Here is a 21331-nt window from a genome sequence, read left to right as displayed (position 1 = left end):
TTTGAACGAGGAAAGGGCTTCAGGTCGCCAAGATGGTGGCGCCGCGAACGCTCTGCCCACGCGACTTGAACGAAGCGGAGTCGACCTGCGAACTACGCCACATCTCTCCCCCGCATAGAGGTCAACGTCGATCAGCCTTTGGTTGGAGGGTCCGTAAAAGGGTCGAGAAGCAGCGCACCCTTGCCCGTCATGTCCTTGAAGTTTCGCGTTACCAAGCATGCCTGATGGACGATTGCGACAGCGACATAGGAAAGGTCAGCCTCGAGCCGTCCCTTCCCGTGAACCGCCAAGAGACGCGCCATACGGCGACCGACGCTTGATCGAGAGGAAGCACCCTGTCACCGAAGACTTTTGCGCCATTAGGTAGCTGTTGCCACCGACAAGGCGGCGGGTCTACGGGTATCCTGAGGGTCAATTTTAAGGTCCAGTCACGGAATGGACGTCCGTTCGCCCAAGATCGTCCAAAGCCAGAACTGAAGCTCCTTTGTGACCGTGGTTGTCCGAAATCCAGGAGGCTGTGGATCGCGTGCACGGCATCTACCGGGACTTCGATGCAAACGCTAGGATCGCGCCAAGGGTCGGGGCATTGAAGATATCGAAGGAAAAGCCTATTATCTTTCCTTGAACAGAGGATTTTACGGATGCCGCTGCGTGTTTCGGACATTACGATCGTTCACGAAATCGTCGGTGGGCATCATATGTTCACCTCACCCGAAGTTCCGGAACTCCACGTTGTGAACGCGGACCGGGCTCTGGCGGAGGGCTCCTTGCAGCCGGCGCTCGACATGATCGAGCGAATGAAGGCGCGCATGGAGGCACGCAGGCGTATGAATGAGGTTCGCGCCTACGCTTGAGCGAGATGTTCTATCTCGCCAAGGACGTATACGATGCCCTTGCGGAGCAGGGGTGTGAATACGAAGGTGATACGTTCTCCGCAGGTGCGGGTTGGTTCACAGCTTCGGGGCAGGTCTTTCTGACACCCGAGCCGACCACGATCAATAGAAAGCAGTATCTTCTAGTTGAAGCGATTGATCGGATCGTCGCCGACCGATGGCTTGGTTTCACGCTGAGCCATCTCCCACGGCATGAACCCTGAGTGGGTGATCTCGAGCACCAATGCTGCTTCGTTGGCGGTCAGTCCTCGCTCCGTCATTGCGACCTCCAACTTACTAATCGTACCCCAACTTAGGGCACGATTATGCTGGGTACAAACCGTCGTCGCTCGACGGCCGTTCAAGCGCAGTTGTTTCGCCGCCGGACAAGGGAAACACGCCGAAGCTGCGCTCTCATGCTCGACCAAGCTGGCGTTTGCCCAAGGACGCGGTTCGGCATGGTCGTAGCCAGAGGCGAACCCAAGCTCGGCCAGCATCGCCCGCAGCTCGTCCCAAAAGTTCTATGCCTAACGGCGTCGGTTTTCCGCTAAGTCAGTCGCGACGATCAATGACGAGCGTGAATGCCCTAGTATGAGAGTCCGGTCGTTGGCGACATCGACGGTCCAGCTTCGGTCATTGCCCGGTCGATAGCTTCGGCGCAATCCAGTCGCATTCGAACTTCGCCAGAGAGCCGTCCCAGATGCCGAAACCATTCATGACCCTGGCGGCCGCAATGTCCGCGCTGTTGCTCGGCGGATGCGTCGCGGTGACCGAAGACGTCTACACCGCCGTCTCTCCCGTCGCCGTCGCACAGTCGTCGAAAGCCCGTCCCGCCGGATCCATCCTTGTCCGCATCTTCAAGGAGGAGAGCGAACTGGAGGTCTGGAAGCTCGGTGCGGACGGCCGCTACGCGCTCCTGAAGACGCACCCGATGTGTCGGTGGTCGGGCAAGCTCGGGCCGAAGAAGACGAACGGCGACCGACAGGCTCCCGAGGGCTTCTACCAGGTGACGGCCAGCCTGATGAACCCAAACTCGAAGTACCACCGCTCCTTCAATCTCGGGTACCCAAACCCGCTCGAGAGAGCGCTTGGCTATACCGGCGACTCGTTGATGGTGCATGGCGCCTGCTCGTCGTCCGGCTGCTTCGCCATGACCGACGAAGGGGTCTCTGAGGTGTACGCTTCGGCCGAGAAGGCTTTCTCGCTCGGGCAGAGCGACTTCCAGGTTCAGGCATTCCCGTTCCGCATGTCCGCCGCGCAGATGGCAAGACACCGGATGGATCCGAACATCGCATTCTGGCGCAACCTCAAACTCGGCTACGACGTCTTCGAGGTCACGCGCAAGGAGCCGGACGTCGCGGCCTGCGGCGGTCGATACGTCTTCGACTCGCGGGCGGCGGACGGCGTCAGTCCGATCCTCGCCACCTCTGCCTGCCCCGTGATGGCCTCGAGTACGGACCCCGAAGTGCTGGCGAAGCGAGAGAAGGACAAGCAGACGATCCAGACGCTGCTGTCGGAGAACCGGGCGGGTTCTGCGATGGCCTACTCGGACGGCGGCATGAACCCGCGCTTCCGGGACATCCTGGAAAAGCTCGGCGCGAAGGAGTTGGCTAAGGAGACGTCCGCCGACGCCGTCCAGGTCAGCCGCCCGGACGCCGCCCTCGCCGATCCGTTCAAGGCCGATCACTAGATGCGAGGCTTGGCCGTTCCGGCACCGCTGCGGTCGTCGTTGGACATCCGGCCCCGTTCGGTTAGAGTCGGCGCGTCCCCGGAACACCGTCGAGCATGATCAGGCTAGCCCTCCTCCTCTTCCTTTCCCTGTCCGCGCTCGTCTGCTCCGTCGCCCATGGAGCGGCGGCGAATTCACTCGACCATGCCGTCGGCGGCCAGGGATACTGCTTGGATGCGTTGGAGGTGCTCGGTGACGCCGATCATGATCGCCCGGCCGACGCTGCCGGCGTCATGGACGTCGCGCACTGCTCGGTCGCGATTCCCGCCGTGGCGTGCTCCACGCGCGAGTTCCACGAAACTGTCCGGTCCATCCCGATCCCCGCAAACGTGAAGTTCCTGCTCGGCCGCGAACGCGGCCCGGCCGAAAGGCCACCCCGCCGCGCCGTCTGACCCGACGGCGACGCGCCCTACGGCGATCGTCTCCCCCATTCGAATGAATCCGTCCGCAAGCCCGGCATAGCCGGCTGCGCCGACGTCCTCAATTCAGCGTCCGCCATCCGTGCGGACTACCTTTCGGGAGCAGGGACCATGACGTCCTCGACCATCCACCGTCTGCGCGACGGATTTCGCTTCACCAGATCCAGCGGCTTCGGCCTTGTCTCGGCCTGCGGCCTGGGTCTCCTCGTCCTGTCCGGATGTACGGGACAGGAAGCCGCCGACGAAACGGCGGCGCAAACCGTCGAGCCCGCCTCGACTACCTCTTCCCAGCCGACTGGCAACGCCACATCCGAACCATCGGTCGATCTGCCGCAGATGCAGGGCGAAGTCGACGTCGCCGTTCTGATGGCCGCCCAGGCGCTTCCGGACGTCGTGATCGGCAAGGCCGAGGCACCGATCACCATCATCGAGTACGCGTCGATGACCTGCGATCACTGTGCGGCGTTTCACGTCAACACCTATCCGACCTTGAAGAGGGATTGGATCGACACCGGGAAGGCCAAGCTCATCCTCCGGGAGTTCCCGTTCGATCCGCGGGCGACGGCGGCGTTCATGCTCGCCCGCTGCGCCCCGAACGACAATCGTCAGGCAATGATCGACGTCCTCTTCCAGAAGGGCGAGGACTGGGCCCACGCCGACGACGCTTCCGTGAAGCTCCTGTCGATATCGAAGCTCGCGGGGTTCACCGAAGAGAGCTTCAAGGCCTGCCTCTCCGACAAGGAGCTGCAAGCGAAGATCGTGAAGGTGAAGGAGCGCGGCGAGTCCGTGATGGGCGTAAATTCGACCCCGACCTTCTTCGTCAACGGCAAGAAATACATCGGCGCGCTGAAGCCCGAGCAGATATCGGCACTCCTCGACAGCCTCTCCTGAGACCGCCCCTCCGGCAACGGGTCCTTGCGACACCGTTGCCGGACGAGGCCGTCGAACCCCGTCGGGAGATCGTCGTGCGGATGACTCACAAGGAAGCAGTGCGCTGGCTCGCCGGTCGGCCGTCGCTCGAGCAAATGAGAACGAGATGCCCGCAGGATTGGGCAGCCGTCGAACACGATCTAGCCGAGGCTCTCGCCCGGAAGTCCACCGAGGCGCTGGATCGGCTTCTCCTGCGCGGCGTCGCCGGAGAGCGGACGGGCAAGACGAAACGATGGGCCCCGGGACAGGGGCCCCTCCTCGCTACGAGGCAGCTTGTCGGGAAACGGATGACGCTACTGGCTCTGGAGAAGCTTTCGATCGGCGCCGTTTCGGGGGCCGGTGCCGACGAAATGCGCTACGGGCGGCGGACCCGCATCCTGACAAGCCTCCTCTTCCAAGACCGGCGCGGAAACAGGAAGGCGGTGTCATCGAGCCTCTTCAGGTTTCTCTGGCCGCTGGTCCCGGAGAAGGCCAGGTTCCTCCTCGCCGCACAGACACGGGGAAGCTACTGCTTCTTCTCGGATCGCCTGATCGGGGAATTGAAACTTCTGATCGGCGGACGAAGGGCGATCGAGATCGCTGCCGGCGACGGCACTCTGTCGCGGCTCCTACGGGAAACGGGCGTCGTGATCGAGGCGAGCGACGACCGCAGTTGGCATCACGCCATCGACTACCCGCCGTTCGTCGCCGGGATGGATGCGGAGACGGCGCTGCGGGAGCTGGAGCCCGAGGTGGTCGTCTGTTGCTGGCCGCCCGCGGCCAACGGCTTCGAGCACGCGGTCTTCGAGAGCCGGTCTGTCGTACGATACATCGTCCTCGGCAGCGCCCACGAGTTCGCCTCGGGCGCGTGGAAGGCCTATGCCGGGCAAACGGATTTCGTTATGAGGCACGATGCCGGGTTATCCGCGCTGGTGCTGCCGCCGGAAGCAGGCACGGTCGTCCGCATCTTCGATCGCGTCGCCACGCCGGAGCGGATGCCCGCCACTCTTCAGCGGACGCTGCCGACCGCCAGTTCACGGTCGTCGACGATCGACACCCACTTGGAGGAGTCCTCGGCGGACTGCCTCTTGAGGAAGGTGTAGGTCGTCATCGCCCAGTCGCGGATTTCCTCCTCGAGGTTGTCGAGGACGAGATCGCCCTTGTCGGTAGTGACGGTGAGGACGGCATGCCCGGCCCCGTTCGCCTGGCGGAGAACGGTCAGGAGCAACGATGACCGTGGATACCCCGCCCGCTCGAGCATGTACTGCTTCAGGAGCGCGTAGTCCTCGCAGTCCCCCTCTGTGGTCGGGTAGACCCACTTCTCAGGCACGCCATATATTTCCTCGTCCGTCTTCGGCAGGATGCCGATGTTCACGGCGTCGTTGACCTCGTCGAGTTTCGCCTGAACCGGCGGCGTCAACTCGATCGGCCGGGCGTCCTGGTTCGGGCCGCAGCGGTCGGCGTAGCTCTTGCAGAACTCGTAATGGCCGACTGGTTGCGACGTCTTGCCCTGCAAGGGCATGCCCGCAAATGCCGCAACGGGCGTGAGAAGCATGGAGATTAACGAGAGACGTAGTAGCGATAGCACTGCCGGGGCTCCTAGTTGTCAGGAGCACGCTCGCACCAGCCGATTGACGTTGCCGGGCGAATTTGTCTCGCTTTTTAAGCAAGTTGGTCATGGCGTCGAGGGTGGTTATCGCCCCTCGAAAGCGTCGCTTAGCATTTTAGCGAACTTGGTAAGTCGCGCGGAACGACCTTATCTGCCGAGACCGGATCCCTTGTGCGGCGACACGCGAGAAGGTAATCCTCCAGCGGCTGGAGGAGAAGTTGCCATGACGAAAGCGGTAGCAATCGGTGTCGCGTCCGCCGAGACCGGGATCAAGGTTCCGACCATCCGGTACTACGAGAGCATCGGCCTGTTGCCCTCCCTTCCGCGGACGGAGGGCAACCGACGTCTTTACGATCGCGACGACCTGCAACGGCTGCGGTTCATCAGGCATGCTCGCGAGCTGGGCTTCGAGATCGAGCCCATCCGGCAGTTGCTCGCCCTGTCCGGGCATCCGTCCACGTCTTGCGAGCGGGCAGACGAGATCGCGCGCACCCATCTTGCCGACATCGACCACAAGATCGCCAGGCTGACGGCCCTCCGTACCGAGGTGGCCAGGATGGCCGAGTGCCACAGCGGCACCGTCGAGGATTGCCGGGTCATCGAAGTTCTCGGCGACCATGCCGAATGTCTCACACAGACACATTGACCCGCCGCCGGCGGGCTCGGCACTACGATCGGCATCGGCCCGACCTTCCTAGTCATGGCCGTGGGCGCCGGGGCTGGCGTAGCCGAAGCGCAGGGACTCTGGCGCGCAAGCAATTCTGTCGAGGTCGAGCACGTCCACCATGCCTTCGAACACGACACCCCCGCACGTCCACGACAAAGACTACAGACACCAGCACACGGGCTGGGAGGGGCCGGAGCCACATCGCCATCCCTAGCGCCACCAGCCGATCCGCCACCGCAACGCGCTGGTGATCGACGACCACCACGCGGCCTGGCCGACGGGATCTGTCATTCGGCGTGCAATTTTGACCCCCTAGGCGGGGTCATAGGCGTCCAAAATTGACCCCCATCCGATGGATCTGAAGAGTCCGCGTTTTCCTCTGGAAGACGGGCGGGCGGGGGATGAAGGGCGTGGATACAGTTGCGCGCATCCGGCGCGAGTTTTTCGTGCGTGGCCGGACGATCAAGGAGATTGTCCGCGAGCTCCATGTCTCTCGCAACACGGTCCGGAAGGTTCTCCGCTCGAACGAGACGGCCTTCGACTATGAGCGCTCCGTTCAGCCAAGACCCAAGCTCGGTGCCTGGAAGCCTGAGCTTGACCGGATGCTGGCAACGAACAATGCCCGACCGGCCCGGGAACGCCTGACACTGATCCGGGTGTTCGAGGAGTTGCGTAGGCTGGGCTACGAGGGCGGCTATGATGCCGTACGCCGCTATGCTCGGGGCTGGCAACGCGATCAGTCCTCGCTGTCGGCATCGGCCTTCGTGCCGCTGAGCTTCGATCCGGGCGAAGCCTACCAGTTCGACTGGAGCCACGAGGTCGTGCTGATCAATGGCACGACGGTGACGGTGAAGGTCGCCCACGTGCGGCTCTGCCATTCCCGCATGCTGTTCGTCCGAGCCTATCCGCGAGAGAGCCAGGAGATGGTGTTCGACTCCCACGACCGGGCGTTCGCTTTCTTCAAGGGCGCCTGCACGCGGGGCATCTACGACAACATGAAGACGGCGGTGGAGACGATCTTCGTTGGCCGTGAGCGCGCCTATAACAGGCGTTTCCTCCAGATGTGCGGCCACTACCTCGTCGACCCGGTAGCCTGCACGCCGGCGTCGGGCTGGGAGAAGGGACAGGTTGAGAACCAGGTCGGTCTGGTACGCGAGCGCTTCTTCACGCCACGGCTGCGGGTCAAGAGCTACGAGGAGCTGAACGCCTGGCTGCTCGATCGCACCATCGCCTTCGCCAAGGCACACCGCCATCCCGAGTTCCGCGACCGGACGGTCTGGGAGATGTTCGAGCAAGAGCGTCCAAGCCTTGTGCCCTATCGCGGCCGCTTCGATGGCTTCCATGCCGTGCCGGCCTCGGTGTCGAAGACCTGCCTCGTGCGCTTCGACAACAACCGCTACTCCGTTGCCGCCAGCGCCGTCGGACGCCCTGCCGAGGTCCGGGCCTATGCCGATCGGATCGAGCTGCGCCAGGACGGGCGCATTGTCGGAGAGCATCCCCGCTGCTTCGGCCGTGATCAGACGGTCTACGATCCCTGGCATTATGTCCCGGTGCTGGCGAGGAAGCCCGGCGCGCTTCGCAACGGTGCCCCGTTCAAGGACTGGATCCTGCCAGCCCATCTCGAGCGTGTGCGTCGCAAGCTTGGCACCACGCCCGACGGCGGCCGCCAAATGGTCAGCATCCTCGCTGCGGTATTGAGTGACGGACTGCCCGCCGTCGAGGCCGCCTGTGCCGAAGCGCTCGGCGAAGGCGTTCACTCCGCCGATGTCATTCTCAACATCCTGGCGCGGGCCCGGGAGCCGACGCGCACGATCACCATTATGACGCCGGATGCGCTGCGCCTTCGCCATGAGCCAGCGGCCGACTGCGCCCGTTACGACAACCTCAGGAGGGCAGTGTGATGGAAAGGTCCGAGATCCTCGCCACCATGGGCGAGCTCAAGCTCTACGGCATGAAGGCCGCCTTCGACGAGATCATCGCCACCGCCGTGAAGCGCCAGCACGAACCGCAGCGGGTCGTTGGCGATCTCCTGTCGGCGGAGATCTCCGAGAAGCAGGCACGCTCGATCAAGTACCAGATCACCATTGCCAAGCTGCCTCTCGCCCGGGACATCGACGACTTCGTCTTCGACGAGACGCCGATCAACGAGACGCTGGTGCGCGATCTCGCCTCCGGCAACTTCATCGCCCATCAGCGCAACGCCGTGCTGATCGGCGGAACCGGAACGGGCAAGACCCATTTGGCGATCGCGATCGCAAGGGCCTGCATCCGGGGTGGCGCCCGCGGCCGGTTCTTCAACGTCGTCGATCTCGTGAACAAGCTCGAGGCGGAGGGGCGGTCCGGCCGCCAGGGCCGAATGGCCGATTACCTCACCCGCATGGACTTCATCGTGCTCGACGAACTCGGCTATCTGCCCTTCGCCCAGTCGGGAGGGCAACTTCTCTTCCATCTGGTGAGCCGGCTCTACGAGCAAACCTCGGTGATCGTTACCACCAACCTGGCCTTCGGCGAGTGGCCCTCGGTCTTTGGCGACGCCAAGATGACCACCGCGCTCCTCGACCGCCTGACGCATCACTGCGATATCGTGGAGACCGGCAACGAGAGCTGGCGCTTCAAGAACCGGGTTTAATCGCTCAGGTCGACCGCAGCCCTTACGCCAAGGGGGTCAAAATTGGACGCCGATCCGGGGTCAGATTTGAACGCCGTTTGACATGTACCGCCCGCCTTTGCCTCCGTTCACCGAAGTATCTGCCATCGAGAAGGTCCGTTTCGCCGAGAACAGCTGGAACAGCCGCGATCCAGCAACGGTAGCGCTTGCCTACACGGAGGACACGCGGTGGCGGAATCGGGCCGAGTTCCTCAACGGACGTGACGACGTACAGGCCTTCCTCGCACGCAAGTGGAACAGGGAGCTGGACTACCGCCTGATCAAGGAGCTCTGGGCCTTCGAAGGCGATCGCATCGCAGTGCGCTATGCGTACGAATACCACGACGACAGCGGACAGTGGTTCCGTGCCTACGGCAATGAAAACTGGGAGTTTGCGGTCGACGGGCTGATGCGTGCGAGGCACTGCAGCATCAACGAGCATCCCATTGCGGAGGCTGACAGGAGGTTTCATTGGCCACTCGGGCCGCGGCCCGAGTACCATCCAGACCTGACACATTTCGGCTTCTAGGGTCACCCGCCATTCGCGCTCTCTCGTAGAATAGCCATCTACGAAACCAAAGCCACGACCACCTGATCGGTGACCGTGCGGTTCTCGGCGCTGCAGTGCACCAAGCCGGTCAACGGCTAGACGTCTTACCGCAATTCACTGTCGAACGCCCCGAGGGGCAATGGAGAAACGTCATGCGCAGGATCACCATTTTGGCTCTCGTCATTGCCGCCCTCCCCATCGCGGCCTGGGTGAAGGAAAGCATCGCCATGCCTGATGCGGCCTTTGAACTGCCGACCGTCTGCACCAAAGCTGCCGGTTCGATGGGGGCTCCGAAGCCGCCCGCGGCGATGGACGGGATGTCCGGGATGGACGAAGTCCAGGCAGCGAACATGAACGCGATGATGAAGATGCACGGCGCCATGATGGCAGCGACGATGATCAAGGACCCCGACCTTGCCTTCAACTGCGGCATGATCGTCCATCACCAGGGCGGCATTGCCATGAGCGAGGTGGAGCTGAAACTGGGTAAAGACGAGCAGTCGAAGGAGACTGCGCGGATGATCATCGACGCTCAGACGAAGGAGATCAAAGAAATGACGGCACGCGTCGAGGCTTTAGCTCAAAACGCAAACTAATAACGTTTTCTCAAGTGCCGACTGGCTTTAGGCTTCGGGCAGCCGGACCCCTCCCTCTCGCGCTTGCCACCGCTCGGCTAACGCTGTCGGCGCAAAGCGGCTGCCATCCTTATCTGAGAGAGAGGGCGACCTCCTCGAAGGAGAATAGTTCATTTGGACGAAAGGGCTTGCACAGCACCTCCGAAGAGAAGACGAACCTTTGCCGAGAGCCGATGATCCGGGCTCAACGGTCGTGATCAGCAACCGCCGGATATCAAATTGGTAGCCCTTGTGGCGGTTAGCTGGCCGCAACGAACACCGGCATTCAACCATTGGCGCATAGACGGGAGCTTTCTTGAGGGTGGCGACATACTGTGTCAGGAACGTGTTGAAATCGTTGAACTGAGTTCTGCGACGGTCATGTTCATCTCCTTACAGATATCGGGGAGAATCCGTTTAAACGACTGATACTCCGGTAGTGTCCGCGCTCGTGGTGGAAATTCCGACATTGAAAGGTGTGGCTGAGGCGGTCACCGGATAGGGCGGCTAAGGTGGAGTTGCGAGACTTCAACCTGACCGGAGAACCCGATGACCGAGGACAGACTACCGCTTGCCGAGCTTTTTGCGAAAGCCGGGGACGGCGATTTCCTGAGAACGATAGCCGAGAGCGTGATGCAGCTCCTTATGGAGGTCGACGTTGAAGGCATGATCGGCGCCGGGCGCCACGAACGGACGCAGGAACGGGCGACTTATCGCAATGGCTACCGCGACCGCTCGCTCGACACGCGGCTCGGCTCGTTGCAGCTTCGGATACCCAAGCTTCGGCAGGGCAGCTACTTCCCGCCGTTCCTGGAGCCGAGAAAGCTCTCGGAGAAGGCCTTGGTTGCCGTCATTCAGGAAGCTTGGATCAGCGGCGTTTCCACCCGGCGGGTCGACGATCTGGTACAGGCCATGGGGCTGTCGGGGATCGGCAAGAGCACCGTATCGAAGCTGTGCAAAGACATCGACGAACGCGTCGGCGGCTTCCTCGACCGTCCTCTCACTGGCGACTGGCCCTACCTCTGGCTGGATGCGACCTACCTGAAGCAGCGCGAGGGTGGACGCATCGTTTCGGTCGCCGCCATAATCGCCGTGGCCGTGAACACGGACGGCAAGCGCGAGATCGTCGGCCTTCACATCGGCCCCTCGGAAGCGGAGACGTTTTGGTCGAGCTTCCTCAAGAGCCTCGTGCGCCGCGGCCTGTCCGGCGTGAAGCTCGTGATCTCGGATGCTCACGAAGGGCTGAAAGCCGCCATTCGCCGGGTGTTCAGCGCCTCCTGGCAGCGCTGCCGGGTGCATTGGATGCGCAACGCCCTGTCGTATGTCCCGAAGGCGCAGCAGAGCATGGCGGCGGCCGCGCTGCGCCAAGCCTTCGCCCAGCCCGATCGTGCTAGCGCCAGCCAGGCGCTGCGCCACGTCGCCGACCAGCTTCGGGGAAAGTGTCCAAAGCTCGGGGCCTTCATCGACAACAGCGAGACCGACGTGCTGGCGCACATGGATTTTCCCAGTCAGCACCGGACCCGGATCCATTCGACGAATTCCCTGGAGCGCCTGAACAAGGAGGTGAAGCGGCGTGCCGACGTCGTCGGAATCTTCCCGAACGAGGGATCCATCATCCGGCTCATCGGCGCCGTCCTTCTCGAGGCCAACGACGAATGGCAGATCCAGAACCGCTACATGCAGACCGAACCCATGGCCGACCTCATGGCCATGGGCAACACTGCAAAACCCGAACAGATTTCCACCGAAGTCGCCTGAAACGGAGCCGCTTCAGCTACACTCAATTTCCACCACGTTGACGGACACGACCGATACTCCTTCAGTTTGCCTCTCCACCGCCCGGGTGCACACCGCCCGGCAGGTGCCTGAGCCAGCCGGACAACTCCGTGATCAGCTTTGGGATCTTGCCTTCGTGGGCATGGATGTCCTGACAGCAAATATCCGAGATAAAACACTGAAAACGGTAAGGCTCTACGTCGAAGACGATGCAACTCTTCTGCTGTTGTCGAATGTCGCCAAGATGCCGGGCGCCCATCCAAAGACCGAGTTCGAGGGGCATGTTGAAACGTGGGAGCGGAGGATCGCCGCTTGTCCCGTGCGCGAGATGTCATGGACGGCGAACCTGCACTCTCCGACGATCTTGATGATCTTGTCGAGCCGGTTTTCACCACCGTCATCGGTCTCCAAAGCACATCGGGCGCGAGAGGTGGCTCGGCAAATCTGCACAGCGGGCTGAGTGGATTGTCTGCCTGAAGACGGCCAGGATGGCCGCGACCAGGAGAGACGATGACCAAGAGACCGAGGCGGAACCACAGCCCTACCTTCAAAGCAAAGGTGGCGCTGGCAGCAGTGCGCGGCGAGAAGACGCTGGCCGAATTGGCGCAGCAGTTCGACGTGCATCCCAATCAGATCACGCAGTGGCGCTCTCAGCTTCTGGAGGGCGCCGCCGGAGTTTTCGGATCAGAAACGACCGCAATCGCCGCCGCCCCAGTCATCGACGTGAAGACGCTGCATGCCAAGATCGGGGAGCTGACATTGGCCAACGATTTTTTGGAAGGCGCGCTCGACAAGGCCGGACTGTTGCCGAGCGCAAGACGATGATCGACCGCTCCCATCCTCTGCCGGTTGCCGGGCAGGCACGCGAACTCGGCATCAGCCGGGGAAGCGTCTACTACCTGCCACGCGCTGTCTCTGCCGCCGATCTCGCACTCATGCGACGGATAGACGAACTGCATTTGGAATATCCCTTCGCCGGCAGCCGCATGCTTCGCGACCTCTTGACTTTGGAGGGCATTGTTGTCGGCCGCCTGCGTGTCGCAACGCTGATGAAGCGGATGGCGATTGAGGCGATCTACCGTCGGCCGAACACGTCAAAGCCGGCGCCGGGCCACAAGATCTATCCCTATCTCCTGCGCAAGCTGCCGGTGATGCGGCCGAACCAGGTCTGGGCGATGGACATTACCTACATCCCGATGGCCCGCGGCTTCGTCTATCTCGCCGCCGTCGTCGACTGGTTCAGCCGGCGGGTGCTGAGCTGGCGGCTTTCGATCTCGATGCAGGCGGACTTCTGCATCGAGGCGGTGGAGGAGGCCTTGGCCCGTTTTGGGAAACCCGAAATCTTCAACACGGATCAGGGCTCGCAGTTCACCAGCATCGACTTCACGAAGGTCCTGTTGGACAGGGAGATCAAGATCAGCATGGACGGCAAGGGCGCCTGGCGCGACAACGTCTTCGTCGAGCGGCTCTGGAAATCAGTGAAATACGAGGAGGTCTATCTCCGGGCCTATGAGACGGTCAGCCATGCCCGGGCCTCGCTCGCCCGATACCTCGACTTCTACAACGGCGGACGCCCGCACTCGAGCTTGGGCCGGAAGACCCCGGACCACGCCTACTTCAACCAGCCGCTTCTCGCAGCGGCATAAACCCGGCAGACGATCCACTTATCAGGCCGCCGAGCCTGTTCAGACAAACCGAGCCACCTCTGCGATACCCGGCTCTGACCACCGTTTAGACGATGGCATTGAAGATCGCATTGTAGGTGTCGTCGAATGGGCAGTCGATGAAGACGTCGAGGTCGTTCAGGACCGAGTCTTCTCTTTCGCCTGACGCCCCGCCGGGCGTTTCACGCCTCGCGCCACGTGCCCTTCTTTCCGGCGTTCGATCTACGGACGCGCTTCGCGATCGGCGCCTTTCCAGGATCCAGTCCTTCGCGTTCGTGATGGCATCCGTCTGGGTATCGACGACGGTGCTCGCCCGCTTGGTGCCTTTCCGCTTCACACCGAACTTCCCGTCGGCACGCTGCTCGACACGAAGGGCGTCCGTCTCTCTAAGCGGTATAGCGGTCGACGCCCCTCCGACTTCATCCAGTGCTTTTCGGATTGCCCGCTTCACCTGGGGCTCGGTAAAGGTCTTCGACTTCGCCTTCGGCGCGAGAACCCTTACCCCGTCGTAGGTCTTGCCAACCAATCGGTAGGGACTGGCGGCTTTTCCCTTCGAGGCTTTGGCCATCGCGCCAACCTCATAGTTGGCGGTCCCGGGGGGCTATTGACTGAAAACAACCTAGCAGCGGGCGGCAAGGTTATCATCGAGTCCATTGCGAAACGGCGCGTCCTGAGTTTCAATGTTGTCGCGTCGTATGCCTCCATGCTCCCGGTGCCTCGCGATGGCATTTCCCATTGGAGGCCTAGCCAAGGTGCAGTACATTTTTAGACTGCAGCTATTCGTGACAGGGAGGCCTAGCACGCGAGATGGCTTACTCGCCTCCTGGATGTAAGCAATTTGCGTTCAATGCACCTCTGATTTCGGCTATGGCTAGTCTGCCTTCTTCCGCGAGCTGCGGGATCGAGACGCGGGCCTGACGGAGCATTCCGCTTGCACAATTGAAGTGGGGATCTGAGATGATGTCTAGCATGAAGTCCCTCCTGACGCGCTGGCCGAACCACCAGCCTGTTGGCTTGCCTGACTTGAACCAGATCGGCTCCCGGGCGTCGACTAGTAGCAAGAAATCGCCACTTAAAGCAGATCCGCCGGTCGTGTCCGTCAACGTGGTGGAAATTGAGTGTAGCTGAAGCGGCTCCGTTTCAGGCGACTTCGGTGGAAATCTGTTCGGGTTTTGCAGTGTTGCCCATGGCCATGAGGTCGGCCATGGGTTCGGTCTGCATGTAGCGGTTCTGGATCTGCCATTCGTCGTTGGCCTCGAGAAGGACGGCGCCGATGAGCCGGATGATGGATCCCTCGTTCGGGAAGATTCCGACGACGTCGGCACGCCGCTTCACCTCCTTGTTCAGGCGCTCCAGGGAATTCGTCGAATGGATCCGGGTCCGGTGCTGACTGGGAAAATCCATGTGCGCCAGCACGTCGGTCTCGCTGTTGTCGATGAAGGCCCCGAGCTTTGGACACTTTCCCCGAAGCTGGTCGGCGACGTGGCGCAGCGCCTGGCTGGCGCTAGCACGATCGGGCTGGGCGAAGGCTTGGCGCAGCGCGGCCGCCGCCATGCTCTGCTGCGCCTTCGGGACATACGACAGGGCGTTGCGCATCCAATGCACCCGGCAGCGCTGCCAGGAGGCGCTGAACACCCGGCGAATGGCGGCTTTCAGCCCTTCGTGAGCATCCGAGATCACGAGCTTCACGCCGGACAGGCCGCGGCGCACGAGGCTCTTGAGGAAGCTCGACCAAAACGTCTCCGCTTCCGAGGGGCCGATGTGAAGGCCGACGATCTCGCGCTTGCCGTCCGTGTTCACGGCCACGGCGATTATGGCGGCGACCGAAACGATGCGTCCACCCTCGCGCTGCTTCAGGTAGGTCGCATCCAGCCAGAGGTAGGGCCAGTCGCCAGTGAGAGGACGGTCGAGGAAGCCGCCGACGCGTTCGTCGATGTCTTTGCACAGCTTCGATACGGTGCTCTTGCCGATCCCCGACAGCCCCATGGCCTGTACCAGATCGTCGACCCGCCGGGTGGAAACGCCGCTGATCCAAGCTTCCTGAATGACGGCAACCAAGGCCTTCTCCGAGAGCTTTCTCGGCTCCAGGAACGGCGGGAAGTAGCTGCCCTGCCGAAGCTTGGGTATCCGAAGCTGCAACGAGCCGAGCCGCGTGTCGAGCGAGCGGTCGCGGTAGCCATTGCGATAAGTCGCCCGTTCCTGCGTCCGTTCGTGGCGCCCGGCGCCGATCATGCCTTCAACGTCGACCTCCATAAGGAGCTGCATCACGCTCTCGGCTATCGTTCTCAGGAAATCGCCGTCCCCGGCTTTCGCAAAAAGCTCGGCAAGCGGTAGTCTGTCCTCGGTCATCGGGTTCTCCGGTCAGGTTGAAGTCTCGCAACTCCACCTTAGCCGCCCTATCCGGTGACCGCCTCAGCCACACCTTTCAATGTCGGAATTTCCACCACGAGCGCGGACACTACCGATCCGCCTTGAGGATCGAGCTGTGGTACATAATGATACTGCTGCATCCTCCGCCATATCTACATCCGGAGAAGCCGAGGAAATAATTAGCTTCGGCGCGTTCACAATGTTTCCGTCGCGTAGGCTTCTTGTCGAAGGCGGTGAACCCGTACCGCTGGGTGGCCGTGCTTTTGACATTCTCTCAGCATTGGTTCGCGGTGCCGGCGGTGTGGTCAGCAAAGAGGATCTGCTTGCGCGTGCCTGGCCGGATGTCATCGTGCAAGAGGGGAGCCTCCGCGTGCAGATCGCGAGCCTTCGCAAGTTGCTTGGCGATGGCAAGGATGGACGCCGTTTCATTATCAACAACGCCGGGCGAGGCTATAGCTTTGCCGCTCCCGTTTCTGTGCAGCTTCAGGGCGGGAGACGCGATGCCGGCGAGCTGCCAGGGACAGATGGGAACGAGCTGCCAACAGTTCTGGTAAGGATCTTCGGTCGTGAGACTTTCATTGAGCACCTGACTGCGGAACTGCCCGACCGCCGGCTGATCACGATCGTGGGCCCCGGCGGAATCGGAAAAACCACTGTCGCCTTGACGGCATCGGCTGCCCTGCGCCGGAATCGAAAGGACGGGGCATGGTTCGTCGACCTCTCGTCGATCGTCGATCCAGCTCTCGTTCCCGGCGTGGTCGCATCATCACTTGGACTTCCCGTGATATCTAGCGACCCCGTTCCGGCTATCATTGCTTTTCTGCGGGACAAGCAGCTCCTGCTTCTCCTGGATAATTGCGAACAGGTCATCGAGGCGGCAGCGACACTTTCAGAGGCGATCCTGTCTCGTGCTCCGCAGGTCCAGATTCTGGCAACAAGCCGCGAGCCCCTTGGGGCAAAGGGAGAGCGCGTCCATCCTCTCGGCCCGTTGGACGTCCCTCCCGAGGGCTCGGCGCTAACGGCTGCGGATGCGATGAGCTTTTCGGCTGTCCAGTTGTTCGTCGACCGGACCAATGCTGCGCTCGGCTCCTACGAGCTGCGTGATGAGGACGTACAAGCCGTCGGCGAGATATGCCGCCGGCTGGATGGTATGGCGCTTGCGATCGAGCTTGCAACAGCAAGGGTCGGCACCTTCGGCATACGAGGCGTAGCCACAGAGCTCGATGATCGCTTTCGGCTTTTGTCTACAGGACTGCGAACTGCACCACCGCGCCACCGAACCTTGAATGCAGTATTCGACTGGAGCTACCAGTTGCTATCGCCTGCATCGCAACTGGTATTTCGACGACTAAGCGTAAGCGTCATCCCGGCTCCACCTTTCGCGCTGTGGCCTGACAGGCGAGTCTGACGATCTTGAAGAGGATCGTTCTGTGTCTGGATTTGACATTACGCTTAAGCCGATGCGCCGGGTCGAGGTGATCAACGGGGCTGGGGGACGGCGTCGCTGGTCGGCGGACGACAAGGCACGGATCCTGGAGGAGACCTTGGTGTCAGGCGCGGCGGTTTCGGAAGTGGCCCGTCGGCACGGGCTATTGCCGCAGCAGATTTTTGGGTGGCGGCGTGAGGCACGCCGTGTGTTCGATGCGGGCTCGGCGGCCTCGCCGGCTTTCGTGCCCGTCATCGTCGAACCGCCCTCGAGTGTCGTGCCGCACAATTCGCCGAAGCCGCCGCGCCGCAAGCGGGCTGCGGCTCGAAGCGGCGGCGGGATCGAACTGGAGCTCTGTGGCGTCGTTGTTCGCATTGGCCCCGACGCGAGCCCAACGACGATAGCGGCGGTGATCTCGGCGCTGAAGTGTGGTTCGTGATCGGGCCGACGGGCGCGGTCCGGGTGATGGTGGCAACCAAGCCCGTCGACTTCCGCAAGGGCGCGGAAGGACTGGCGGCGCTGGTGCGCGAGACGATGGGCGCCGATCCATTCTCGGGCACGGTCTACGTCTTCCGGGCCAAGCGGGCCGACCGGATCAAGCTGGTATTCTGGGACGGCACCGGCGTGGTGCTGGTCGCCAAGCGGCTGGAGGACGGCCAGTTCCGCTGGCCGAAGGCCCAGGACAGCGTCATGCACCTGACCGCGGCGCAGCTATCGGCGCTGCTCGAAGGCCTCGACTGGCGCCGAGTCCACGAGGTCCAGACCAGCCGCGTCCCGTCGTCATCAGGCTGACCTCTGGGGACACAAAAGCCTGTTGCCGCAGGCGTTGGGAGGTGATTCACTTCTGGCATGACACCCGCTGCCGACACGCTTCCCGACGATCCCGGCACGCTCAAGGCGATGCTGATCACCGAGCGTCTGCGGGCTGAACGTCTCGAGCAAATCATCAAGGAATTGCAGCGCCACCGCTTCGGACGCCGGGCCGAGACGCTGCCGGAAGATCAGCTTCTGCTGGGCCTCGAAGAGGTCGAGCAGGCCGCAGCCGATGACGAGGCGGCCGCAGAGGCCGCGGCTCCGGACGTTCGGACAGAGCGCGCCGCCAAGCGCCGGGCAAATCGAGGCTCGCTGCCTGCCCACCTGCCTCGGATCGAGATGGTCGTCGACATCGAGGACAAGGCCTGCCCGTGCTGCCGCCATGCCCTGCATGTCATCGGCGAGGACGTCGCCGAGCGGCTCGACATCGTGCCGGCCCAGTTCCGGGTGCTCGTCACCCGTCGGCCCCGCTATGGCTGCCGGGCCTGCGAGGGCGTTGTCGTCCAGGCGCCGGCGCCGGCACGGCTGATCGAGGGCGGCATGCCCACCGAGGCTACCGTCGCCCACGTCCTCGTCTCCAAATTTGCCGACCATCTGCCGCTCTATCGCCAGGCGCAGATTTACGCCCGCCAGGGCGTCCATCTCGACCGCTCGACGCTCGCCGACTGGGTCGGTCGAGCTGCCTTCCTGCTGCGTCCCATCCACGAGCGGCTGTTGGGCCACCTCAAGGCATCATCGAAATTATTTGCTGACGAGACCACGGCGCCGGTGCTCGATCCCGGTCGCGGCCGGACAAAGACCGGGCAGCTCTTCGCCTATGCCCGGGACGATCGGCCATGGCAGGGCGGCGACCCGCCCGCCGTTGCCTATGTCTATGCGCCCGACCGCAAGGCCGAGCGGCCCATCGCCCATCTCAAGGGGTTTGCCGGCATCCTCCAGGTCGACGGCTATGGCGGCTACAAGGTGCTGGCCGAGAAAGGGGATGTCCGGCTCGCCTTCTGTTGGGCGCATGTCCGCCGACGGTTCTACGAACTCGCCGCCGCCGGCCCCGCACCGATCGCGGCCGAGATGCTGGAGCGCATCGCTGCGCTCTACCGGATCGAGACCGAGATCCGGGGACGACCGGCCGAGGTCCGCCGTCACGCACGCCAGGAAAGAACGAGGCCCGTCCTCGACGCGATCGAGCTATTCCTGCGCGAGAAGCTCGCGCTCATCAGCCAGAAGACCAAGCTCGCCGAGGCGATCCGCTACACGCTCTCACGTTGGGAAGGCCTTTGCCTCTTTACAGGCGACGGCCGTGTGGAAATCGACAACAACACCGTCGAGCGCTCGATCCGCCCGCTGGCCCTGACCCGTAAGAACGCCCTGTTCGCAGGCTCCGACGGCGGGGCCGGCCACTGGGCCGTCATCGCTTCGCTGATCGAAACCTGCAAGCTCAACGGCGTCGATCCACAGGCCTACATGACCGCCGTCATCACGCTGATCGTAAAGGGCCATCCCAACAGCGGCATCGATGATCTCATGCCATGGCAGTTTAGGCCCACGGACGCGCTCGCCGACGTGGCTTGAGGACGACGCTTACGACTAAGCGTCCTTGCGGGCAGCTTCACGTTGGAGGCGGGAAATGCCGTTGCCTCGGACGGCGCAAGCTCACGTACCGAGATGGGAGAGTCAATTGCGGCTCTGGTTGCCGTTTCCCTCGTAGCAGCCGATGTCTCGGGCGAAACGGTCACCTATCGGCTGCTGGAGTCCGCCCGTGCCTATGGGCGGGCGCGACTGGTTGACCTTGCTGAACTCGAGCAGGTCAGCCGCCGCCACGCCGAATATTTTCTTACCTACTTCCAGAGCGCAAGCGTCCGATCCAGTGGATGGTCGAGTTTACAATGGGTCGAGGCATATAAGTCGCAGTTGGACAATCTCCGTGCAGCCCTGGACTGGGCGTCTTCCAGCCGCGAATGGCGGCTTCGAGATGCCCTTACAACGGTTGCTGTACCACTCTTGACGCACCTCTCGTTGAATGAAGAGTGCCGCAGTCGCGTTCAATCCGCCCTGTCAGATCGTCCGGCTGGCCTCGCACCTGATGCACAGTTCGAAGTGCAACTTCTTGCCGGCCTTGGAATGTCACTTTTGTACACCTCGGGCGGTGGACCGAAAGCCTACGAGGCGTGGCGCGACTGCCTTTCGGCAGCAGAGAAGAACTGCGACATCGACTATCAGCTGCGGGCGATCGGTAGCATGTGGAGCGTCTCCTTCAGAGAAGGCAAAATGCGGGAAGTTAGGCGGTTGCACGAGCGCTTTGAAGCTCTGGCGGGGTTGTCTCCCTCCGTCGAAGATGCGCTTCATGCCAAGCGAATGCACGCGATTGAAATGTTTTATTATGGCCAATTCAAAGAGGCCTGCAAGTACCAGCGGGAAGTCTATGAAGCCTATTTAAAGGGAGGATATAGTATGGATGTACTACGCTTCCGTATTGATCAGACTGTACTCGCATGTGTAAATCTATCAAAGACACTTTGGGTACTAGGATTTCCCGATCATGCTAAGACAATAGCATCACGAAGCGTCGAAATCGCACAAAACGTTCATCATGACATTTCTACCGCCTACGCCCTTGCATATTCAGCTTGTAGAATATCGGTGATAACGGGCGATTTCCTCGCCGCTGAGACTTACATTGAAAATTTGCTTGAAATTTCGGTCGTAGATCAAAACGGACCATGGAAGTACTTCGGACTGTGCTGGAAGGGAGCCTTGTTAAGTCGGCAGGGAGATGCGACTGGGGCTGCAACAATTCTTTCTGAAGCATTAGTCGGGGTGCCAGAAGGGTCGTTCGGAATGCATCATACGAGGTTCCTGGGAGAACTGGCATATGCTGATGCAGGAGCGGGAAATGTCGCTGCCGGTCTGGCTCACATAGGCAAGGCAATCGAACTATGTGAGCGTCTCGACGAGCAATGGTTCTTGGCTGAGTTGATACGCCTTGAAGGCGAGATTATTCTAATTGGGGGTGGGCCTGGCGCAAACATTGCCGCTCGTGACAGATTTACAAGATCTCTTGCACTTGCGAAGCGTCAAGGCGCGCTGTCATTTGAACTACGCGCAGCAACCAGCCTCGCCCGCCTGGGTTTCGATGATGGCAACGGTACCAGTGTTCAAGTCCTTGGCGAAATCTATGGGCGGTTCACAGAAGGTTTCGGAACATCCGACCTCATCAGGGCTCGAACAATTCTCGAATCCTCCGCATGAGAGCATCGATAGATGAACGC

General features: G+C 62.0%; 22 protein-coding genes. 18 read left to right on the top strand and 4 right to left on the bottom strand.

Annotated elements, in window-relative coordinates:
* Positions 1-641 precede the first annotated feature (641 nt).
* Positions 642-854: a hypothetical protein gene (locus Sa4125_RS08880; protein WP_224006103.1), complete on the top strand. Its 213-nt coding sequence runs from the start codon at positions 642-644 to the stop codon at positions 852-854.
* A gap of 161 nt (positions 855-1015) precedes the next feature.
* Here the strand turns inward: Sa4125_RS08880 and Sa4125_RS08875 are convergent, their stop codons facing one another.
* A complete protein-coding gene (locus Sa4125_RS08875; RefSeq protein WP_224006100.1) occupies positions 1016-1369 on the bottom strand; it encodes a hypothetical protein in 354 nt (117 codons plus the stop codon).
* A 218-nt stretch (positions 1370-1587) separates the two neighbouring features.
* On the opposite strand from Sa4125_RS08875, the gene Sa4125_RS08870 reads away from it, so the two are divergent.
* From Sa4125_RS08870 to Sa4125_RS08855, 4 genes are all read left to right on the top strand, one after another.
* Complete coding sequence (locus Sa4125_RS08870) at positions 1588-2562, top strand: murein L,D-transpeptidase family protein (protein WP_224006097.1); 975 nt, start codon at positions 1588-1590, stop codon at positions 2560-2562.
* Positions 2563-2657: 95 nt separating this feature from the next.
* Entirely contained in the window at positions 2658-2993 is a 336-nt protein-coding gene (locus Sa4125_RS08865; RefSeq protein WP_224006094.1) for a hypothetical protein, read from the top strand.
* 138 nt (positions 2994-3131) lie between these two features.
* On the top strand, positions 3132-3911 hold the full coding sequence (locus Sa4125_RS08860; RefSeq protein ID WP_224006091.1) for a DsbA family protein: 780 nt from the start codon (positions 3132-3134) through the stop codon (positions 3909-3911).
* A 74-nt stretch (positions 3912-3985) separates the two neighbouring features.
* Positions 3986-5032 (top strand): hypothetical protein, encoded by a 1047-nt coding sequence (locus tag Sa4125_RS08855; RefSeq protein WP_224006088.1) that lies wholly within the window; start codon positions 3986-3988, stop codon positions 5030-5032.
* On the opposite strand, the gene Sa4125_RS08850 is transcribed toward Sa4125_RS08855, so the two are convergent.
* Positions 4939-5484 carry a transglutaminase-like cysteine peptidase gene (locus Sa4125_RS08850; RefSeq protein WP_224006085.1) on the bottom strand — a complete coding sequence of 182 codons (546 nt, stop codon included), beginning with the start codon at positions 5482-5484 and terminating at the stop codon, positions 4939-4941. The genes Sa4125_RS08855 and Sa4125_RS08850 overlap by 94 nt on opposite strands.
* Positions 5485-5761: 277 nt before the next feature.
* Between Sa4125_RS08850 and Sa4125_RS08845 the strand changes: the two genes are divergently transcribed.
* The 8 genes from Sa4125_RS08845 (at position 5762) to Sa4125_RS08810 (ending at position 13438) form a co-directional block, all read left to right on the top strand.
* Entirely contained in the window at positions 5762-6184 is a 423-nt protein-coding gene (locus Sa4125_RS08845; RefSeq protein WP_224006082.1) for a helix-turn-helix domain-containing protein, read from the top strand.
* Between the two features lie 422 nt (positions 6185-6606).
* A complete protein-coding gene (istA, locus tag Sa4125_RS08840) occupies positions 6607-8106 on the top strand; it encodes an IS21 family transposase (protein ID WP_223999090.1) in 1500 nt (499 codons plus the stop codon).
* Positions 8106-8834: an IS21-like element helper ATPase IstB gene (gene istB, locus Sa4125_RS08835; RefSeq protein WP_223999088.1), complete on the top strand. Its 729-nt coding sequence runs from the start codon at positions 8106-8108 to the stop codon at positions 8832-8834. The genes istA and istB overlap by 1 nt, the downstream gene beginning before the upstream one ends.
* Positions 8835-8916: 82 nt before the next feature.
* Complete coding sequence (locus Sa4125_RS08830) at positions 8917-9381, top strand: nuclear transport factor 2 family protein (protein ID WP_224006079.1); 465 nt, start codon at positions 8917-8919, stop codon at positions 9379-9381.
* A gap of 173 nt (positions 9382-9554) precedes the next feature.
* Positions 9555-9998, top strand: coding sequence for a DUF305 domain-containing protein (locus tag Sa4125_RS08825; protein ID WP_224006076.1), 444 nt, complete (start codon positions 9555-9557; stop codon positions 9996-9998).
* Between the two features lie 567 nt (positions 9999-10565).
* Positions 10566-11774, top strand: a complete 1209-nt coding sequence (locus Sa4125_RS08820; RefSeq protein WP_223998301.1) for an IS256 family transposase — start codon at positions 10566-10568, stop codon at positions 11772-11774.
* Between the two features lie 37 nt (positions 11775-11811).
* A complete protein-coding gene (locus Sa4125_RS08815) occupies positions 11812-12252 on the top strand; it encodes a hypothetical protein (protein WP_224006073.1) in 441 nt (146 codons plus the stop codon).
* A gap of 50 nt (positions 12253-12302) precedes the next feature.
* Positions 12303-13438, top strand: a protein-coding gene (locus Sa4125_RS08810) for an IS3 family transposase (protein WP_224001182.1) whose coding sequence is annotated in 2 segments (ribosomal slippage) — positions 12303-12570 and positions 12570-13438 — 1137 coding nt in all. Because the reading frame shifts where the segments join, the coding sequence is not laid out codon by codon here.
* A gap of 85 nt (positions 13439-13523) precedes the next feature.
* On the opposite strand, the gene Sa4125_RS08805 is transcribed toward Sa4125_RS08810, so the two are convergent.
* Both Sa4125_RS08805 and Sa4125_RS08800 read right to left on the bottom strand, forming a co-directional pair.
* Entirely contained in the window at positions 13524-14024 is a 501-nt protein-coding gene (locus Sa4125_RS08805) for a DUF2188 domain-containing protein (protein WP_224006070.1), read from the bottom strand.
* 572 nt (positions 14025-14596) lie between these two features.
* Complete coding sequence (locus Sa4125_RS08800) at positions 14597-15805, bottom strand: IS256 family transposase (protein ID WP_223998301.1); 1209 nt, start codon at positions 15803-15805, stop codon at positions 14597-14599.
* A 220-nt stretch (positions 15806-16025) separates the two neighbouring features.
* On the opposite strand from Sa4125_RS08800, the gene Sa4125_RS08795 reads away from it, so the two are divergent.
* From Sa4125_RS08795 to Sa4125_RS08775, 5 genes are all read left to right on the top strand, one after another.
* Positions 16026-17234 carry a winged helix-turn-helix domain-containing protein gene (locus tag Sa4125_RS08795; RefSeq protein ID WP_224006066.1) on the top strand — a complete coding sequence of 403 codons (1209 nt, stop codon included), beginning with the start codon at positions 16026-16028 and terminating at the stop codon, positions 17232-17234.
* A gap of 22 nt (positions 17235-17256) precedes the next feature.
* The gene (locus tag Sa4125_RS08790; protein WP_224000735.1) at positions 17257-17691 is read left to right on the top strand and encodes a transposase; all 435 of its coding nucleotides are present in this window, start codon (positions 17257-17259) and stop codon (positions 17689-17691) included.
* Positions 17688-18044, top strand: a complete 357-nt coding sequence (gene tnpB, locus Sa4125_RS08785) for an IS66 family insertion sequence element accessory protein TnpB (RefSeq protein ID WP_224000737.1) — start codon at positions 17688-17690, stop codon at positions 18042-18044. Before Sa4125_RS08790 ends, tnpB begins: the two co-directional genes overlap by 4 nt.
* A 57-nt stretch (positions 18045-18101) precedes the next feature.
* Complete coding sequence (locus tag Sa4125_RS08780; protein WP_224000747.1) at positions 18102-19634, top strand: IS66 family transposase; 1533 nt, start codon at positions 18102-18104, stop codon at positions 19632-19634.
* A gap of 93 nt (positions 19635-19727) precedes the next feature.
* Complete coding sequence (locus Sa4125_RS08775) at positions 19728-21311, top strand: hypothetical protein (protein WP_224006062.1); 1584 nt, start codon at positions 19728-19730, stop codon at positions 21309-21311.
* Positions 21312-21331 lie beyond the last annotated feature (20 nt).

The organism is Aureimonas sp. SA4125 (genome assembly GCF_019973775.1).
Classification (GTDB): domain Bacteria; phylum Pseudomonadota; class Alphaproteobacteria; order Rhizobiales; family Rhizobiaceae; genus Plantimonas.
This window is presented reverse-complemented; position numbering and strand designations above follow the sequence as displayed.

Coding starts and splice junctions, on each gene's coding strand:
- Sa4125_RS08820 (WP_223998301.1), top strand. CDS start 10,566: ATGACCGAGGACAGACTACCGCTTGCCGAGCTTTTTGCGAAAGCCGGG.
- Sa4125_RS08860 (WP_224006091.1), top strand. CDS start 3,132: ATGACGTCCTCGACCATCCACCGTCTGCGCGACGGATTTCGCTTCACC.
- Sa4125_RS08850 (WP_224006085.1), bottom strand. CDS start 5,484: ATGCTTCTCACGCCCGTTGCGGCATTTGCGGGCATGCCCTTGCAGGGC.
- Sa4125_RS08780 (WP_224000747.1), top strand. CDS start 18,102: ATGACACCCGCTGCCGACACGCTTCCCGACGATCCCGGCACGCTCAAG.
- Sa4125_RS08825 (WP_224006076.1), top strand. CDS start 9,555: ATGCGCAGGATCACCATTTTGGCTCTCGTCATTGCCGCCCTCCCCATC.
- Sa4125_RS08775 (WP_224006062.1), top strand. CDS start 19,728: ATGGGAGAGTCAATTGCGGCTCTGGTTGCCGTTTCCCTCGTAGCAGCC.
- Sa4125_RS08845 (WP_224006082.1), top strand. CDS start 5,762: ATGACGAAAGCGGTAGCAATCGGTGTCGCGTCCGCCGAGACCGGGATC.
- Sa4125_RS08800 (WP_223998301.1), bottom strand. CDS start 15,805: ATGACCGAGGACAGACTACCGCTTGCCGAGCTTTTTGCGAAAGCCGGG.
- Sa4125_RS08830 (WP_224006079.1), top strand. CDS start 8,917: ATGTACCGCCCGCCTTTGCCTCCGTTCACCGAAGTATCTGCCATCGAG.
- Sa4125_RS08880 (WP_224006103.1), top strand. CDS start 642: ATGCCGCTGCGTGTTTCGGACATTACGATCGTTCACGAAATCGTCGGT.
- istA (WP_223999090.1), top strand. CDS start 6,607: ATGAAGGGCGTGGATACAGTTGCGCGCATCCGGCGCGAGTTTTTCGTG.
- istB (WP_223999088.1), top strand. CDS start 8,106: ATGGAAAGGTCCGAGATCCTCGCCACCATGGGCGAGCTCAAGCTCTAC.
- Sa4125_RS08865 (WP_224006094.1), top strand. CDS start 2,658: ATGATCAGGCTAGCCCTCCTCCTCTTCCTTTCCCTGTCCGCGCTCGTC.
- Sa4125_RS08875 (WP_224006100.1), bottom strand. CDS start 1,369: ATGCTGGCCGAGCTTGGGTTCGCCTCTGGCTACGACCATGCCGAACCG.
- Sa4125_RS08805 (WP_224006070.1), bottom strand. CDS start 14,024: ATGGCCAAAGCCTCGAAGGGAAAAGCCGCCAGTCCCTACCGATTGGTT.
- Sa4125_RS08870 (WP_224006097.1), top strand. CDS start 1,588: ATGACCCTGGCGGCCGCAATGTCCGCGCTGTTGCTCGGCGGATGCGTC.
- Sa4125_RS08795 (WP_224006066.1), top strand. CDS start 16,026: ATGTTTCCGTCGCGTAGGCTTCTTGTCGAAGGCGGTGAACCCGTACCG.